We start from the raw sequence: 18,347 nt of genomic DNA, 5'->3' as shown, positions 1-18,347 counted from the left end.
CCCCTCAAACGCGCCCAAGCGCGAAACCCTTGGCGATGTAGTTCCGGACGAAATAAATGACGAGCGCACCCGGCACGATCGTCAGCACGCCGGCCGCCGCCAGAACACCCCAATCCATGCCGGCCGCGGAAACGGTGCGGGTCATGATCGCCGAAATCGGCTTTGCGGCCGTCGTCGTCAGCGTGCGGGCAAGCAACAGTTCGACCCATGAAAACATGAAGCAGAAGAAAGCGGCGACGCCGATGCCGCTCGCAATCAGCGGCATGAAGATCTTCACGAAGAAGCGCGGGAACGAATACCCATCGATATAGGCCGTCTCGTCGATTTCCTTCGGCACGCCCGACATGAAGCCTTCAAGGATCCAGACCGCCAGCGGCACATTGAAAAGGCAGTGCGCCAGGGCAACCGCGATATGCGTGTCGATGAGGCCGAAGGCCGAATAGAGCTGGAAGAAGGGAAGCGCGAAGACTGCCGGCGGAGCCATCCTGTTTGTCAGCAGCCAGAAGAACAGATGCTTGTCGCCGAGGAAGCGGTATCGCGAGAAAGCATAGGCCGCCGGAAGCGCCGCCAGCACCGATATCACCGTGTTCATCACGACATAGATGATGGAATTGATGTAACCTCTGTACCAGGATGGATCGGTAAAGATCACCGCGTAGTTCCGCAGCGTCGGGTTCAGCGGCCAGAGCGAGAAGGTGCCGGTGATCTCGGCGTTCTCCTTGAAGCTCATGTTGATCAGCCAGTAGATCGGCAGCAGCAGAAAGAGGATGTAGAGCGTCGAGACGATCCAGGAGAAGTTGCCGGCAGGTTTGTATTTCTTGGCTTTCATGTTCCCCTCCCTTCTCACGAATTTGCGTCGCTGCTGGTCATCACCGTGTAGAAGATCCACGAGAGGAGCAGGATAATCAGGAAGTAGATAATCGACATCGCGGCGGCAGGCCCGAGGTCGAACTGGCCGACCGCGATCTTCACGAGATCGATCGAGAGGAATGTCGTGGAATTGCCGGGGCCACCGCCGGTGACGACGAAGGGTTCGGTATAAATCATGAAGCTGTCCATGAAGCGCAGCAGCACGGCAATCAGCAGCACGCGTTTCATCTTCGGGAGCTGGATATAGCGGAAGACCGACCAGCGCGAGGCGCCGTCAATCTTCGCCGCCTGGTAATAGGCCTCCGGGATCGAAACGATACCAGCATAGCAGAGCAGGACGACGAGGCTCGTCCAGTGCCAGATATCCATGACGATGATCGTAATCCACGCGTCGATGGGATCGCGGACATAGTTGTAGTCGAGTCCCATCGCTTCCAGCGTGTGGCCGAGCAAGCCGATGTCCACACGGCCAAAGACCTGCCAGATCGTGCCGACCACGTTCCACGGGATGAGCAGCGGAAGCGCCATCAGCACCAGGCAGATCGGAACACCGATGCCCTTTTTCGGCATGTTGAGCGCGATGAAGACGCCGAGCGGGATTTGAAGCATCAGGATGATGAAGGAAAACAGCAGGTTTCGCTGCAGCGCCGCCCAGAAGCGGTCAGAATGAAGTGTTTGCACGAACCAGTCGGTTCCCGCCCAGAAGAACTCGTTGTTACCGAACGTGTCCTGAACGGAGTAATTGACCACCGTCATCAGCGGAATGACGGCGGAAAATGCGACCAGCAGCAATACCGGCAGGACGAGAAACCACGCCTTGTTGTTCCAGGTCTTTTCCACGGTCAGCCCTCCCTGCCGACACGCCATGAATCGGCGTAGATGCTGATGGCGTCCGGATCGAAGCTGACCCGCGCGTCCGCCGGGATTTCCGCATCCTCCGGCACGACGATCGCGATCGGCTGATCGGCAAATCGGGCGCGAACGATCTTCTGCCTGCCGATATCCTCGACTTTTGAGATCGCGACGGGCATGCCCTGCCGTCCGAGGCGGATGAATTCGGGGCGGATGCCAAGTTCGGTTTTGGCCGCCCCATTCGTCTTAGGCGCGTAGCTGAGATTGAGCGTCTCGCTGCCGACCTTGACTTGATTGCCCGTGACTTTAGCCGGCATGAGGTTCATGCCCGGCGAGCCGATGAAATAACCGACGAAAGTGTGGCTCGGACGCTCAAAGAGCTCGGCCGGGGTGCCGATCTGCACAATCTCTCCTTCGTACATGACGACGACCTTCTCGGCGAAGGTCAGCGCTTCCGTTTGATCGTGCGTCACGTACACCATCGTGAAGCCGAACTGCTTGTGCAGCCGCTTCAACTGCGACCGCAGCACCCATTTCATGTGCGGATCGATGACGGTCAGCGGTTCGTCGAAAAGGATCGCATTGACGTCGTTTCGCACCAGACCGCGGCCAAGCGAGATCTTCTGCTTCTGATCCGCCGTCAGCCCGCGGGCCTTGCGCTTGGCCCAATCGGCGAGGTCGATCATCTCGAGCGTTTCGCGAACGCGGCGGTCGACTTCCTGTTCGGGAACACCGCGGTTGCGAAGCGGAAAGGCAAGATTGTCATAAACCGTCATCGTGTCGTAGATGACGGGAAACTGGAAAACCTGCGCAATGTTGCGGGCCTGCGTCGAAAGCATGGTCACGTCCACGCCGTCGAATAGGATGCGTCCGTGCGATGGCTGCAGCAGGCCGGAGATGATATTGAGGAGCGTCGTCTTTCCGCATCCCGATGGTCCGAGAAGCGCATAGGCGCCGCCGTCGGTCCATTCGTGATCGACTTCCTTCAGGGCATAGTCGTTGTCCGTCTTCGGGTTCGGCCCGTAGGCATGACGGATGTGATCGAGCGTAATCCGTGCCATTTTACCCCCCTATGCCGCCAGCCGCGCGGCAGCGATGGCGCGGCCGTCTTCGCCGAAGGCCAGCAGATGACGCGTGTCCAGAAACACGTCGAGATCCGTGTCCGGCTCGATGTCGTGAATGCCATGCTCCAGCATCACCCAGCGCACCCCGCCGTAGTCCAGATGCACGAAGCTTTCGGAGCCGGTAATTTCCGAGACCTGAGTTTTGGCGCGTAGCCTGGGCGCGTCCGCAGTCTGCGGCGTCAAGGAAAGATGATGAGGGTGAAACGCGATGGTGACCGGACCGTCTCCAATCGTCGCGAGGTGCGCCGGCACGGGAATGCCAATCTGGCCGTTGTGCTGAAAGCTCGCGCCGGCCTTGGACACGGAGATGAAGTTCAGCGGCGGGTCGGCGAAGGTCTTGGCTGTCACCAGATCGGTCGGCCGTCGATAGACGGAGATTGTCGGACCGAATTGCGTGATGCGTCCCTGATGCAGGGTGGCAGTGTTGCCTCCGAGCAGCAATGCCTCCGAAGGCTCCGTCGTCGCATAGATGAAGATCGCGCCCGACTGGGAGAATATCTTTGGCAGCTCCTGGCGCAGCTCCTCGCGAAGCTTGTAATCGAGATTGGCGAGCGGCTCGTCGAGAAGCACTAGGTCCGCATTCTTGACAAGGGCGCGCGCAAGCGCCGTTCGCTGCTGCTGCCCGCCTGAAAGATTGAGCGGAGTGCGCTCAAGATAGGGCGTCAGCTTCAGGAGCTCCGCCGCCTTGCGCACTTCCACGTCGATCGTCTTCGCGTCCCGGCCGGAGATCCGCAACGGCGAGGCGATATTCTCATAGACCGACAATGCGGGGTAATTGATGAACTGCTGATAGACCATTGCGACGTTGCGCTTCTGCACCGGCACGCCGGTTACATCAACGCCATCGAAATGGATGGAGCCGCTGGTGGGCCGATCGAGCCCGGCCATGAGACGCATCAGCGACGTCTTGCCGGAGAGTGTCGGCCCCAGCAGGACGTTCAGCGTACCGCGTTCAAGTGTCAGATCGGTCGGGTAGATATGGTATTCACCCCCCACCGTCTTGGTGGTATTGCGCAGTTCAAGCATTCCGTTCCCGTGCCTCCTCACAACGGGGACGACATGCCGCTTGTTCACCCTGCCAGTTGGGCAGGGATCGCGGCCATGTACTCCTCCAAATTTTTCACCTCATCCTTTGACAGATATAGCCCTTTCTTGGAGCGTCGCCACAGGACGTCTTCGGCGGTGATGGCCCATTCGTGCTTGACGAGATAGCCGACCTCGGCCTCGTAGAGATCGGAGCCGAAGCAGCGGCCGAGCTCGGCGAGCGATCGCGCCTGCCCGAGCAGCACGCTGGCGCGGGTGCCGTAGCGGCGCGTCAGCCGGCGGGCATGCGGATCGGCCAGGAACGGATAGGCCGCCTTGAGCGTTGCGACCTGCGCCTCGTAACCCTGCACCGGAAAGTCGCCGCCCGGCAGATGGCTGTTGGCCGTCCACGGGGCACCCTTGACGCCAATCGCCGCGCCGATCTTTTCCAGCGCATGTTCCGATAGCCGCCGGTAGGTGGTCAGCTTGCCGCCGAAGACGTTGAGCAGCGGTGCGGCGCCGGCATCGCCCTCCAGCTTCAGCACATAGTCGCGCGTCGCCTCCTGCGCCTTCGAGGCGCCGTCGTCATAGAGCGGCCGCACCGCCGAATAGCTCCAGACGATGTCCTCGGGGACCACCGGCTCGTTGAAATATTCGCTGGCGGCGGCACACAGGTAGCCGGTCTCCTCTTCGGAGATCCGGACAGCCTGCGGATCGCCGCCATAGTCGCGATCGGTGGTGCCGATCAGCGTGAAATCCTCCTCGTAGGGAATGGCGAAGATGATGCGGTTGTCGGGGTTCTGGAAGAAATAGGCGCGCGGCCCCTCGAACTTCTTCCGGACGACGATGTGGCTGCCCTGCACGAGGCGCACATGCCGGGCCTCGTTCTGGCCGAAAGCGGCGCGCAGCAGCTGATCGACCCAGGGGCCGGCGGCGTTGACCAGCATGCGGGCCCGATGCCGGCTGTTCTCGCCGGTCAGCATGTTCACGCTGTCGATCTCCCACAGGCCGCTCTCGCGGCGGGCCGACACCACCTTGGTGCGCGGCAGGATCAGCGCCCCGCGGTCGGCGGCATCGCGGGCGTTCAGCACCACCAGCCGGGCATCGTCGACCCAGCCGTCGGAATATTCGAAGGCCTTGGCAAACACCGGTTTCAGCGGCTTGCCGGCCGGGTCGCGGCGAAGGTCAAGCACCGCCGTCGGCGGCAACAGCCGGCGGCCGCCGAGATGGTCGTAGAGGAACAGTCCGAGGCGGATCAGCCAGGCCGGCCGGATGCCGCCCGTCTGGTAGGGCAGCACGAAGCGCAGCGGCCAGATGATGTGCGGCGCCATCGCCCACAAGACCTCGCGCTCCATCAGCGATTCGCGCACCAGCCGGAACTCGTAATGCTCGAGATAGCGTAGCCCGCCATGGATCAGCTTGGTCGCCCCCGACGACGTCCCCGAGGCGAAATCGCCCATCTCCGCCAGTGCCACCGAATAGCCGCGCCCCGCCGCATCCCGCGCGATCCCGCAGCCGTTGATCCCGCCCCCGATCACGAATAGGTCGTGATGTCCTTGGCCCACTCTTCCCCTCCCCGTGCGCCGGATTCGACTTGTGCCTGCGCGCAATTCGAAACCGATTGAAGTAGAAATGAAAACTATTCGCGTGTCAAACGAATGTTCTTGGATCAAGGGGTGCGGCAGAGCGCGCCGGCAAATTTACCGCCGGTCGCTGGTCAGCGCTGAGCTTCGTAGGTCAGAAAATGGAGGTTGCCGCCAAGCTCGGAAACGACGATCCGCCGCTCGTCCCAGACGAGAACGGACACTGGCCGGGTGAGGCCGTCGAGAATGATCTTCCGGTCGCCTGTCGTTTTGCCAAGCTTCAGCAACCGCCCGCTACCCTTCCCGAAACCTTCTTTCTGGTCGTATGTGCCATGTTCGAGGACAAGCATCTCCCCATCGCTGTCGAAGGCGACACTCACGGGCGCATTCAGTCCTTCGACCTCGAGCTGCGGCCTTGGCGCATTGCCGGCCGCGGGAAGGGAAACGACCTTGCCGGCACCGGCAAGGAAGGGAAAGCCGCCGAACAACGTAACATAGAGGCGCCCATCGCGAAGGGCGATGCCAGTCGGCACCGCGTCGACCTCATAGCTGTCGCCTTTGGCGAACTCGGTCGGCGAAAGGCTGCGGAGTGTCGTGGCAGCCTGTGCCAAGCGGCCGAATGTCGTGAGCGTGCTTTTCCCACCGTCCGCCTCCACGCGTTCGACACTGTTTCGCGCAGAGTCGATCACGTAATAGGTTCCGTCCGAGACGATCAAATCGAAGGGATTCCAGAAATCGCTATTGATGACACGGGCCTGACCATCGAGGTCGACCGCAACGAGAGCGTGGTCAAACGGACTCTCGTCGGCATCGGCCGGTTTCCATCCCTGGGCAACGACATAGGCATCGCCGGCGCGGACGATTCGATAGGGACCCGTCGGGTCGCCAATCACGTCCGGGCCATGCGGAAATATCGGCCCGAAGGGAACAAGCTTGCCATCTCCGCCGCGGCTGTAGAGCCGGCCGCTGGCGAGATCGCTGACGAGCAAGTCTCCGCCATCGCGAGAGAGGCCGGCGAAGGCCGCGCCCGGCACGTTGAAGGTCTCGAGCTTATAGCCGGGTGCAACCTTCGGCTCAGCGCTGGCACCGGCTGCCAGGAACAGAAGACCTGCGGCAATAATCAATGTGCGGAACGGACGCATCGGAAACCACCATTACCGGAGAAGCGGAATTCGGGATCATAGGCGAGGCGATAGGTCGTCGTAAGGTGCTTTGGATCGCTGTTCCACGAGCCTCCGCGAAGCACACGATAGGACCCGACGCTTCCTATCGGCGGTCCACCATCATACGGGGCATAGAGGTCGCCCGTCCATTCCCAGACATTGCCGACAAGATTGAGGACGCCCTCGGCACTTGCGCCGTCAGCGAAGGAGTCAGCTGGCGCGGTCATGGGATATCCGTCGCGCGCATCGGCGGAACAACAGGCATCGGTTCCGGAATTTGCCCGCGTAGGGTCCGGCGGAGCTTCGCCCCATGGATACCGCTCGCCCTCCGTCCCTCGTGCCGCCCTCTCGTATTGCTGCTCGGAGGGGAGAGCCAGTCCATAGTGGCGGCAAAAGGCATCGGCGTCCGCCCAACTCACCCCGACAACCGGCCGGTCGTCCAATCCGAGGATCGGGTGAGTTGCGTAGAAGCCCGACCGGTGCCCCGTGGCGTCGACGAAACTTTGGTATTGCCGGTTCGTGATCTCGGTCCGATTGATTGCGAACTCCCGACCTTCCAGCACGCGGGACGGGCGTTCGTTTTCGGGGCCGTCATCGCGGCCGAAGACGAACGCCCCGGCAGGAATATCAATCAGCGGATTTCCGGCGATCGGGCCGACATCGGTCGCCCTCGCGTGGGATGCGAAGGCGATGACGAGCGCCGCACCAAGCGCCCTAGAAATCAATGCGAGATTGCGTCTCTCCATCGAACAAAAACACCCGATCCGTGACAACCCTGATACCGATTTCTTGATCGATCTGACCGGCGAAATGCTTGTCCGCGCGCAAGGTCATGAGTCGTCCACCCAACCGGACGCTGACAAGCGTACTCTCGCCGGTAAGTTCCACCGAATAGATCGGCGCGACCAGATTGACGTCGGGGTCCCCGGCTTCGGCGACATGGACGTCTTCCGGACGGACTCCGAGGACAGCGCCGGAGAGGTTCACCCCACCGATGCCCTCCACCCTTAGGCCGTCACTGACGAACAAACCGTCACTGACGTCTCCCGGAATAAGGTTCATCGGCGGCGAGCCGATAAATCCGGCAACGAAGAGCGTGCGCGGATCGCTGTAGATTTCCCGTGGCGTCCCAAGCTGCTCGATCACGCCCTTGTTCATCACCGCCACGCGGTGGGCAAGCGTCATCGCTTCTATCTGGTCGTGGGTAACGTAGATGGTCGTGACCTGCAGCTCGTGTTGAAGGTGCTTCAGTTCGGCGCGCATCTGGGTGCGGAGCTTGGCGTCGAGATTGGAGAGCGGCTCGTCCATGAGAAAGACCCGCGGGGTGCGCACGATCGCCCGGGCGAGCGCTACCCGCTGGCGCTGGCCACCGGAAAGTTCCTTCGGCAGCCGCGACAGCATCGTGTCAAGTTCCACCCGCCGTGCGACCTCGGCGATGCGTCGCTTGCGTTCCTCGAGCGGCACTTTGCGGATTTTCAGCGGATAGCCGATGTTCTCCTCGACCGTGAGATGCGGATACAAGGCGTAAGACTGGAAGACCATCGCGACGTCGCGATACTTGGGCAGAACACCGTTGATGCGGTTCGAGTCGATGTAGATGTCGCCGGAGGTTGCTTCCTCGAGACCCGCGACCATGCGCATGGTTGTCGTCTTGCCGCAGCCGGAGGGCCCGAGCAGAACGAGAAACTCCTTGTCTTTGATTTCGAGGTTGAAGTTGGCCACGGCGAGGAATTCGCCGAACTTCTTGTACACATTCTTGAACGTGACAGACGCCATAGGTTTCAGCCTTTGACGGCGCCCAGGGACAATCCCCGGACGAGGTGCTTCTGGACGATTAGCGCGAAGACGATGATCGGAACGCTGGCGAGGAAGCCCGCAGCGCTGATCTCACCCCAATGAGTGGTGTACTGGGTGACCCGGCCGGAAATTCCAACCGGCAGCGTCATCGACCGCTCCGTCTGGGTCAGGATCAGCGCCAGCAGGAATTCATTCCAGGAAAGAATGAGGCTGAAGATCGCCGTTGCGGCGATGCCGGGCCGTGCCAGCGGAAGGGCGATCCGGAGAAAGGCCCCCCAGCGCGTGTCACCATCGACCATCGCGGACTCCTCGAGTTCGGGCGGAAGATCCTGGAAGTAGCTCTTCATCATCCAGGTCACGAAGGGCAGGTTGAAAGCGGTGTAGGCGACGACGACGGCGAGTTTGGTGTTCAGCAAGTTGAAGAAGTTGAAGAAGATGAACAGCGGTATGATCGTCACGATCGGCGGCATCATTCGCGTCGACAGGATCCAGAACGAGATCTGGTAGCGCCATCGGCCCGGATATTCGAAACGGGCAAGGGCGTAGCCGGCCATGGTGCCGAACACCAGAGAGACGATTGTCGTCGCCACGGCGATGATCAGACTATTGAGGGCGTAGATCAGGAACGGCTGTCCGATGAAAGCCGCTTCATAGTGCTTGAAGGTCGGCGGAAAGTCGAACCACACCGGCGGCACAGCGAAGATGTCGATGTCGAGCTTGAATGAATTCTGGGCGAGCCAGTAGACGGGAAAGATGGTGATGAACAGCGCGAATGCCATTCCGAGATAGGCCAGCATCCGGAGCATCCCTTCACCGATTCGATGCCGTGCGCGGGTTGCCATACGGTGCCCTCCTCAATCCACCAGCCGCAACCGCTTGATGAACCAGGTGCTGAAGCCGACCGTTACGAACAGCACCACCAGCGAGATCGCCGCGGCATAGCCAATGTCGACGAATGTAAACGCGACCTTGAAGATATAGAGGCTGAGCGTCTCGGTTGCCCCCGCCGGGCCACCCACGGTGAGAATGAACACCAGATCGAACAGCCTGAGCGCATCCATGATCCGCAACAGCAGGGCGATGGCGATCACCGGCTTGAGAAAGGGTATGGTCAGGTCCCAGAACTGGCGCCAGGCCGAGGCGCCGTCAACCTGCGCTGCCTCGTAGGGTTCGGTCGGCAGGCTTGCCAGCCCGGCCAGCATCAGCAGAAAAATAAACGGCGTCCACTCCCAGACATCTGCTGCGATGATCGTTGCCATCGCGAGGTTGACATCGCCGGCCCATGCCTGGGCGGGCAATCCAAGGCGGTACATCAACTCGTTGAGGACGCCGAATTGCGGCTGATAAATGAGCTTCCACGTCAGAGCCACGGCGATCGGCGGAATCATCATCGGAACCAACAGGATCGTCTTGAGGAAATTCAGCCGGCGAATGTATTTGTCGAAAAGCAGCGCAAGGCCGAGGCCGAGGAGAAATTCAAGCGTTACCGCGATGCTGGTGAACACCACCGTGTTCTTGACGGCGAGGTGAAGTTCCGGATCGCTAAGCATCCGCACGAAATTGCCGAGCCCGACGAACTCGCGAGGCACACTCGGGTCAGGACTGACCCTTTGTACCGCCGCGGTAAACATGTAGACGGTCGGAAACAGCGTCAGCCCGGCGAGGAGCAGCAGTGCAGGCGCCAGCATGAGGATGCGCAGGTGACGCTCTGCCCATTGCTCCAGACCACCACCACCCGGTCGAAGCTGCGCGGCCAATGTGCCGCTTTCGGACCTCGCCATCAGCCCCTCCTATGAGCTCCTCCCCGGCGCAGTTGCCGTCTTTTTGCAGGCGGGGTCCGCAAACCCCGCCCACCCTCAGGCTGCTCCCCTCCTGCATAATTCCCGGGATCGGAACCGACGGTCCGCACGGACATATGCGCGCTAGTACATGTTCGTAATTTTCGAGACCGATTCCTGCGCGTTCTTCAGCGCCTCGTCCGGGGTGATCGTGCCCGCAACAGCTTTGGAGAGCTCGATGCCGAGTGCGTTCTCGATCTCAGGCCACTTGGGATGGCGCGGCCGCGGCGTCGAGAAGTTGATCGCCTCCATCAGCGTCGGGTAATGCCGGAATTGCGGTTGCGACGTCAGTTCGGGATCCGTAAACACCGAGAAGCGGACCGGTGGATTGCCGCGCGTAGCGGAAATCTTGATCTGCTCCGGCGAGGTCGCCCAGTTCATGAAATCGAAGGCTTCCTGCTTGTTCTTCGAAGCCGACATTATGCCCATGGTCCAGTGACCGATCTCCGATGAGCCGGCGTGCGTGCCCGCGGGCATCGGCGCGTAGGAGATCTTGCCAACCACCTGGCTTTGGCTCGGGTCCTCAAAGGTGGCGACCCAGTTCGGCCAGTTGATCGATGAGGCCGCGACGCCCGACGTCATTGCGCGACCGACATCCTCGGGTGCGAAGCTTTCGACGCCCTTGGGCGAGATCCCCTTCAGCGTCATGAACATCGTCATCGCCTCCTTGGCTTCCTTGGTATCAAGGGTCACCTTGGTGCGGTCGGCATTGAAGAGGTTGGCGCCATACGACCACAGGAGCGGCATGAAATCGGCGACCACGTTATTGCCTTGACCGCCGCGGAATACGTAACCGTAGAAACGTCCTCCGCCGGCGTCGGTGATGGCCTTGGCTGCCTTGTAGACATCGTCCCACGTCTTAGGCGCGCCGGAAACTCCGGCTTCTGCGAACTTTGCACCGTCATAAAAGAACATTTGCGCATTGCCGACATAGGGAATGCAGACGAACGGGCCCGTATTGTACGGGTTGCGGCAAACCGCCAGCGACTTTGCCAGGAAGTCGTTGTCGGGACCTGGAACCCCAAGCTTGGCGAAGTAGCCGCTAAGATCCTCGAGATGGCCATTTTCGGCAAAGAATGGGATCCACGGATCGTCCATCAGCACGATATCGAAAGCGCCCGATTTTGTCTGACCGGCATTCGCTGCTTTCTCGAAAACGTTGGCGTAAGGGGCCTGGACGATTTCGACCTTCGTGCTCTTCATTTTGGCGTAGTCGGCGGCTGCGGCTCTCAGGCCGTCGCCCTCGCTGCCGGAGGGCACGAGGATGGTGATGTCAGCCCAAGCGGTTCCATTGATCGCAAGTGCGGACGTCGCAATCGCCAAGGTGAGAAACAATTTGCGAAACATTGTACACCTCCCGATTAAAGCCGTTATCCAGAGGCCCTTCTGATGAGGACCCCACCGTTCCCGGCATGGCAGAAAATGCTACTGGGATACCCCCGCGAACGCTGCTACGACGAGTTGAACGCCGAGCGCCTCTCCTCCACGAAACCGCGTTCTTCTGCGGATTAATCTAACACATCAGGCGCTTTATTCAGAGATGTATATTAGCATTACCTTGATTTAACCCTAGGTGCCCGACGCCAACCTTTCGGGCCAGAAACCCGCCTGCCCGGAGGCGATATGCCGCGGTTCAGACGATGTCACGGATCCGCCATGAATAGCCGGCCGCAGATGTCACCCCTCGCGAACGGTTGCTTTGGTTGCGGGGCAGGATTTGAACCTGCGGCCTTCAGGTTATGGTGAGCTTTGCGAACGACGAGCTACCATCGCCAACGAAGATGAAGTCTTCGCGCCCGCGATAGCCGGGTCCTGCGGTATTTCGAGATTGGGACGATTGGTTGCGGGCCAGGATGGCGCATCGGGATGGCCGCGAAGCGTCAGCGCCTCGGCCATGCTGCCTGAGCCGGTGGATACCGTCGGTGCTCGTGTCGGCATCGTGGGGGCCGTCGATCTGCCACGCTGCGTCGAGGCTTTCCCTCGCAAATTCTTCCCGCCGAACACACGCCCAAGCGCGCGCCCTCCAATCCGATCATTGCATGACAATATGAAAAGAGGCGGGTCGCGATCAGCGCCGGTGATCGCCCGAGGTAAATTGTTATCAACATAATCATATGGTTGGTGGCGATTGTCTTGGCACGCAACCTTCAGCGTCGGTTCACAGCCTCCATTCAAGACACAACGTGAACACCGCTCAAACAGCGGCTCACGGCTCACGGATGGCGCTGTCGAGCCCCCGCAGCAATGGATAGAGAAAGTACGAAATCACCGTTCGGCGTCCGACTTTGATTTCGGCGGAAACGGCCATTCCGGGGAGCAACCGGACAGGATCGTTTGTTGTGCCGAGGCGCATATCGGAGAGGAGAATGCGGGCTTTGAAGAACGGAGAGTTGGACTGGCTTGCCGCGGCATCCTGCGGCGTGGGGGTGAAGGCGTCGCGGCTGACCGTCCTGACCGTGCCCGACGCGGTGCCATATTTCTGGAACGGGTAGGCATCAAATTTGATCCGAGTCTCCTTGCCGACCTCGATGCGCCCGATATCACGCGAATTGACTGAGACCTCGGCCTCCAATGGAACGTTTAGAGGAACGAGCATTACGATCGGCTCTGCCTCTCGTACAACCGAACCGACCGAGCGTTGGGCAAGATCGAGGACGACAGCATCGGCCGAGGCGGTAAGCACCACCATGTTGCGGCGAAGTGCCATCTTCTTCAGCTCGTCCCCGGCGGTGTCGCGCTGGCTGCGCAGCTCGACCAGTTGTTCCATCGCCGCCCGTCGGAAGTCTTCGATGAAGGCCCGCCGATCGGCCTGCAGTTTTGCATAGGCATGCTTCGCTTCGTCCGCCCGCCCCCGTACTGCAGACAAGTTGGCTTCCACATCGAGACGTGCATCGCGCGCCCCGAGCAACATGATCATCGAGCCACTTTGGCGATTGTAGAGTCGCTGGCGGGCGCTCTCGACCAACGACAAAGTTTCGCGACGGTTAGACAAAATCGCCTCTTGATCCCTGCTGGCCGCAATCGTTGCCGCCTGACCTGCAATCTGTTGCTGGAAATTCTGAAGCTGGGCCATGTAAAAGGCGTGCCGCTGCCCGAAGAGCTGCACTTGCAACACTTCGTCAGGGGAGTTACCGGCGATCGCCGAGTAGTCGGCTCCGGCAAGTTCGGCTTCAATCCGCTTCACCTGCGCATCGAGCGCGGCGAATTTCGCGCGCAGCTGATTGACATCCGACTGGCTGAATGTCGCGTCAAGCGTTGCAAGCGTCTGGCCGGCGTGTACGACCTCGCCGGCTGTCACATCGATCGTGCGAATGATCGACGTTTCGAGAGGCTGAACGATAATCGTCGGCTGCGTGGTGATCAGCTTCCCGGTGGCGATGACCACTTCGTCGATCGACGAGACCGAAGCCCAGAAGATAGCGGCGCCAAGGAGAGCTGTAACGCAGTAGAGCGTCATGCGGGCTATTCGCGGCGGCGCGCGCTCTTCAAGCTCGACGGCATCGGACTGGAATTCCGCGATGACGGGCAAAAGCGGGCGCGCCGTCAGTTCGTTTCCGCGTCTTGCTACAGGGACAGGCGCGTTTGCACTGGATTGCTGGGAGGCAGTGTTCATGCCACTTGCCTCATCTGCTGTGACCATAGATGGCGATACGTCATGCAGCGCGACACAAGCTGGTCGTGACGGCCGATATCGGCGACCTTGCCACGCTCGACCACGAGGATGGCGTCGGAGTCGACAAGGGTCGATAGGCGATGCGAAACGATTATCACCGTACGCCCCGCCGCGATCTGGCTGAGGTTCTGCCGTATGATCATTTCGCTGTCGGGATCGAGCGCGCTGGTCGCCTCGTCGAGGATAAGCAGCTTAGGATCGGTGATGAGCGCGCGTGCGATCGCTAGACGCTGTTTTTGACCACCCGAAAGATTGGACGCATTCTCCTCCAGCATTGTCTCGAAGCCACGCGGAAGGCGCGCGATGAACTCTTCCGCACCTGCGATGCGTGCTACCTCGACAATCTCTTCGATACTTGCACCCGGTTTCGCAGCAGCGATATTGTCGCGCACTGTGCCACGGAACAAGAAGTTGTCCTGGAGCACCACACCGATACTCGTCCTGAGGTGAACGAGATCGATCTCGCGACTGTCGTAACCATCCATTCGAACAAGCCCCTGCTGGCTCTGGTAAAGACCCTGGATAAGCCTGGTGATCGTTGTCTTGCCCGAACCACTCTTGCCGACGACGCCGAAGACCGATCCGGCCGGAATGGTGAAGGAGACGTCGTCAAGCGCCGGCGGACCCTCCGGCCCGTAGCGGAAAGTTACCTGGTCGAATTCAATGTGCCCCTTGAGCGGCGGACGGATGCCACGACCGCGACCAAACTGCTCGGCGCGTTGATTCATGATCTCCCCAAGCATACGAACAGAAAGCGCGACTTCCTGGTATTCGTGCACCATTGTGACAATCTGGACGAGCGGCCCGGACACCCTGCCGGCGAGCATGTTGAACGCCACGAGCGCACCAACTGTCATTGCGCCGTTAAACACGTCGAGCGCGCCAAGCCCAATAATTGCGACGCTCATCAACTTCTCCAAGAGCGCGGTCATCGACTGTGCGATCGTCGAGATCTTTTCGACATGAAAACGCACAGAAATGGATTGTGCGGAACAGTCATCCCACACCTTGCGTTGACGAGGCTCCAGAGCCAGGGACTTGACGGTATGCATGCCGTGAACGGTTTCGACGAGCAGAGCCTGCCTGTCCCCCTCGGCCAGATAGAGCGCCTGCAGCCGCCGCTGGAAAGGTCCGACAAGCATCATGACGACAAGCCCGACAAGAACGGCAAAGCCGAGAACCACAAGCGTGAGCTTGACACTGTAGAGCAGCAAGATTGGCACGAAGACCAGCAGCGACAGTCCGTCAAGAAGCGTCAGGAACAGTCGACCCGTCAAAAATTCGCGGATTCGACCCGTCTGTTGCATGTGCTTGACGATGACGCCGGCGGACGCCTGCTCGAAAAGTGCGATGGGCAAATTGAGGAGATGCCCGAACGTACGCGTCGCTACTCTGATGTCGATCCTGTTTGTCGCGTACAAAAGAAGATAGCGCCGCAGAAAACTGAAGATGGCATCAAAGACGAGCGCGACGGCTATGCCGACCGTCAGAACCATGAGCGTCGCGTAGCCCTGATGGACAAGGACCTTGTCGATGACGATCTGAAAGAACATCGGCGTTGTGAGGCCGAGCCCGTAGAGAACAAACGCGGCGAGCGCGACGTCGCGGAAGAAGCTGCGTTGCCGGATGACTTCCGGAACAAACCAGCGAAAACCAAATGGCTGATCATCATCGCTCATCCGAAAATTGCGCTTCAGAAGGATGAGAGATCCGTGCCATAATTTTGAGAACTGCTCCTCATTCAGGAGCATGAATTCCAGACGGTCTGCCAGGGGGTCGAGCACACGGATCCGTTCCCCTTCCTCATCGGCAGCGGCGCCGGCAATTACAACCCAGTTGCCGTTCTCAAGCCCGGCCAGCACCGGATAGGCATTGCCCAGTTCAAATAGTGATCGCCATGCGAGATGAGCCTGTTTGGCGCGCAGGCCGGCGTCCTTCGCTATGCGTAGCAGCTGTCGCACGGTAACCGGCTGATCGCCTACCGCATAGTCATGCTGCAAACGCTCAGGCGAGAGATCCACCCCGTGATGGCGGGCGACGAGCGCGAGACAGTGAAGATTAGTGTGCATGCTCACGGCCCGCCTTAGCGAATTATTGTGTGCAGTAGCTGAAATTCGGGGAAGTGTTCAAAGGCTTCTGCGCCGGTTGGGCGACATCCGATACCGAAACTGACGGACCGCCTCCGATCCGGCGAACAGCGCCGGCTTCGACAAGTCCGCCGAGGGCTTTTTGCATCAGGTCCACTGCATTGGCGAAGGCGTCAACCGGCATGATGATCCGCTGGCGAAAGACCGGCTTGGGATTGTTGCTCGCGTCGCGTTCAGTGGCCGACAGCGACATCAGATCGATCCTGACAATCGTCCCGGTAACGGTGATTTCGCCGATGCCGTCTGCATAAAGTTCAATGCTCATGATCGTCTCCTCTGTTTTCTGGTTCAAAATCCGTCATGCGGTATGGGCGTGCCCCGACGCCGGAAACGGATCGCGCTGGTCACGCGCAAGCCGTGGATCGTGGCCGCGCTCTTCTCCGAAAGCACCTAACTGTTTGTGATCCTTGAAGCGCACCCTGAAGATCATCATCGTCGCTCACCGCGTTTTCGCAAATGCCATATTCTGCCACTTTTTTGGCGAATGAAACGAAGGCAATCATTGGTATGCGCCAGCGCCCTTCGTTACATCGTTGTGATGAGTGGCCTCCGCCCTTAGCGGAGTGCGGAAAAGCTGCAATGCTTGAGGATGAGGCGCCAGTACCGAGCAGGCGAGCCCGAACAGGGCAGCTGGTTATCGCAAAGTGGTCCTCTCCGACTGGAGCCAGAAGGAACACAATGTCGCCCGCACGCTACCAGGCCGGAAAGGGATCTTCGAGAGCGGGCCAGTCCCGCGGATCCGCGCTCGCCAGGCAGTCGTCCAGCGCGGCTCGGACGCCGGTCTCGTCCATGCCGACACCGATGAACACGAGCTCTTGCCTACGGTCGCCCCAAGCGCTGTCCCATCGGCTCTGCAGATGCTGACGAAACTGCTGATGACTTGGCCAATCTTGCCGGGGAACGGCTGCCCACCAAAGCCCCATAGGTTCGCAGCGCCTTTGCACCCCGGCGGCCGACATTAGAGCCACGTGACGCGGGCGCGTGGCAAGCCAGAAATAGCCCTTGGCGCGGATTACCCCTGGCCAGGGCGCGTCCAGGAATTCTCGAAACCGCACGGGATTGAAGGGACGCCTTGTACGATAGACAAAGCTCGAGACTCCGTATTCCTCCGCTTCGGGAACATGGGCGCCTGGGCTGGACAGCTCCTTGTGCCACAATGGGTGCGCGGCCGCTTTTGCTTCATCAAAGAGGCCGGTGTTTAGGACAGTTGCAAGAGGAACCTTGCCGAAATCCGTCTCCACCTGGCGCGCATCCGGGTTGAGGGCAGCAACCACCTTGCGGACTTCCGCGCGGATCGCCTCGGTCGAGTCCGAAAACTTGTTGATCACAACAACATCGGCAAATTCGATCTGGTCGACCAAGAGGTCAATGAGCGTCCGGCGGTCCTGGCTGTCACGCTGCTGACCACGATCGCGAAGCAGATCGGCGCTACTGTAGTCGCCAAGAAGGCTTGCGGCGTCGACGACGGTGACCATCGTGTCAAGTTTCGCGAAATCGGAAAGGGAAACCCCATTCTCGTCGCGGAAGGAAAAGGTTGCTGCGATAGGGCGTGGCTCCGCAATGCCGGTCCCTTCGATCAACAGATAGTCGTATCGCCCTTCTTCGGCCAGTCGCCGCACCTCCGCCAGGAGGTCGTCGCGCAGGGTGCAGCATATGCAGCCATTGCTGAGTTCGACCAACGTCTCCGTCGTATGCGAAAGATTGCAGCCGCCGTCACGAATGAAACTGGCATCGATGTTCACTTGGCTCATGTCGTTGACAATGACGGCGACCCGCAGGCCCTCGCGGTTGGTCAGCACGTGGCTGAGAAGCGTCGTCTTGCCGGCGCCAAGAAAGCCGGCCAGCACTGTCACCGGTAGCCGGTTGATCCTGTTCATCGGCCTCCCTTCAATGTCGGCATTCGGAGCGACAGTTGCCGCGGCAAGCATTTTCTTCGTGTTAACCTCATCCGAAACCGTCCCACACCTTGTTCGATGCTTCACGCGGCGAGCTGCGGCCGGAAGACCACATCGGCCCAGTAGTTCGCTGAATCAAAGGTGCTGGTCGGGAAGAGACCTGTGGTGGCGGAGCCGCCATACGCATAGACGCCGTTGCCACCGGCGGCGGCGTTCGAAAGCGCCGTCAGCGGGCCATTGGTGGCGGGACTGGTGAAGAAGCCATCGGTCGCCACGTAACTGCCGGTCGTGTGATACGACGCGATATAGGTGGTATTGGCGGCGATGGTGACAGGGGTCGCAAAGTTCACCGTCTGCCAGCCACTCGCCGAGGTGTTGGTGA

16 protein-coding genes are annotated in these 18,347 nt (G+C 60.3%); all 16 read right to left on the bottom strand.

Translation table 11 applies throughout. The features are described 5' to 3' along the window. Positions 1–4 precede the first annotated feature (4 nt). Positions 5–829: a carbohydrate ABC transporter permease gene (locus ACPYOJ_RS23120; RefSeq protein ID WP_481418323.1), complete on the bottom strand. Its 825-nt coding sequence runs from the start codon at positions 827–829 to the stop codon at positions 5–7. 14 nt (positions 830–843) lie between these two features. Then, entirely contained in the window at positions 844–1,710 is an 867-nt protein-coding gene (locus tag ACPYOJ_RS23115) for a carbohydrate ABC transporter permease (RefSeq protein WP_481418322.1), read from the bottom strand. A 2-nt stretch (positions 1,711–1,712) separates the two neighbouring features. Continuing rightward, positions 1,713–2,783 carry an ABC transporter ATP-binding protein gene (locus ACPYOJ_RS23110; RefSeq protein WP_481418321.1) on the bottom strand — a complete coding sequence of 357 codons (1,071 nt, stop codon included), beginning with the start codon at positions 2,781–2,783 and terminating at the stop codon, positions 1,713–1,715. Positions 2,784–2,792: 9 nt separating this feature from the next. Next, complete coding sequence (locus ACPYOJ_RS23105) at positions 2,793–3,872, bottom strand: ABC transporter ATP-binding protein (protein WP_481418320.1); 1,080 nt, start codon at positions 3,870–3,872, stop codon at positions 2,793–2,795. A 44-nt stretch (positions 3,873–3,916) separates the two neighbouring features. Then, positions 3,917–5,434, bottom strand: coding sequence for a glycerol-3-phosphate dehydrogenase (gene glpD, locus ACPYOJ_RS23100; RefSeq protein ID WP_481418319.1), 1,518 nt, complete (start codon positions 5,432–5,434; stop codon positions 3,917–3,919). Between the two features lie 152 nt (positions 5,435–5,586). After that, positions 5,587–6,594 (bottom strand): ScyD/ScyE family protein, encoded by a 1,008-nt coding sequence (locus tag ACPYOJ_RS23095; RefSeq protein WP_481418318.1) that lies wholly within the window; start codon positions 6,592–6,594, stop codon positions 5,587–5,589. Continuing rightward, positions 6,573–7,361, bottom strand: coding sequence for a formylglycine-generating enzyme family protein (locus tag ACPYOJ_RS23090; protein ID WP_481418317.1), 789 nt, complete (start codon positions 7,359–7,361; stop codon positions 6,573–6,575). Before ACPYOJ_RS23090 ends, ACPYOJ_RS23095 begins: the two co-directional genes overlap by 22 nt. After that, positions 7,330–8,391 carry an ABC transporter ATP-binding protein gene (locus ACPYOJ_RS23085; protein ID WP_481418316.1) on the bottom strand — a complete coding sequence of 354 codons (1,062 nt, stop codon included), beginning with the start codon at positions 8,389–8,391 and terminating at the stop codon, positions 7,330–7,332. Before ACPYOJ_RS23085 ends, ACPYOJ_RS23090 begins: the two co-directional genes overlap by 32 nt. Before the next feature lie 5 nt (positions 8,392–8,396). Further along, positions 8,397–9,254 (bottom strand): carbohydrate ABC transporter permease, encoded by an 858-nt coding sequence (locus tag ACPYOJ_RS23080; RefSeq protein ID WP_481418315.1) that lies wholly within the window; start codon positions 9,252–9,254, stop codon positions 8,397–8,399. Positions 9,255–9,266: 12 nt separating this feature from the next. Continuing rightward, entirely contained in the window at positions 9,267–10,193 is a 927-nt protein-coding gene (locus ACPYOJ_RS23075; RefSeq protein WP_481418314.1) for a carbohydrate ABC transporter permease, read from the bottom strand. Positions 10,194–10,334: 141 nt separating this feature from the next. Then, the gene (locus ACPYOJ_RS23070) at positions 10,335–11,597 is read right to left on the bottom strand and encodes an ABC transporter substrate-binding protein (RefSeq protein WP_481418313.1); all 1,263 of its coding nucleotides are present in this window, start codon (positions 11,595–11,597) and stop codon (positions 10,335–10,337) included. Between the two features lie 859 nt (positions 11,598–12,456). Next, positions 12,457–13,863 (bottom strand): HlyD family type I secretion periplasmic adaptor subunit, encoded by a 1,407-nt coding sequence (locus tag ACPYOJ_RS23065; RefSeq protein WP_481418312.1) that lies wholly within the window; start codon positions 13,861–13,863, stop codon positions 12,457–12,459. Continuing rightward, positions 13,860–15,992: a peptidase domain-containing ABC transporter gene (locus tag ACPYOJ_RS23060; RefSeq protein ID WP_481418311.1), complete on the bottom strand. Its 2,133-nt coding sequence runs from the start codon at positions 15,990–15,992 to the stop codon at positions 13,860–13,862. The genes ACPYOJ_RS23065 and ACPYOJ_RS23060 overlap by 4 nt, the downstream gene beginning before the upstream one ends. A 22-nt stretch (positions 15,993–16,014) precedes the next feature. Further along, positions 16,015–16,335, bottom strand: coding sequence for a hypothetical protein (locus tag ACPYOJ_RS23055; RefSeq protein ID WP_481418310.1), 321 nt, complete (start codon positions 16,333–16,335; stop codon positions 16,015–16,017). Between the two features lie 427 nt (positions 16,336–16,762). Then, entirely contained in the window at positions 16,763–17,947 is a 1,185-nt protein-coding gene (locus ACPYOJ_RS23050; RefSeq protein WP_481418309.1) for a GTP-binding protein, read from the bottom strand. 101 nt (positions 17,948–18,048) lie between these two features. Continuing rightward, a partial coding sequence (locus ACPYOJ_RS23045) for a DUF4082 domain-containing protein (protein WP_481418308.1) occupies positions 18,049–18,347 on the bottom strand: 299 nt, incomplete at its 5' end.

The organism is Rhizobium sp. SVR5-9E, assembly GCF_056755095.1.
This window is presented reverse-complemented; position numbering and strand designations above follow the sequence as displayed.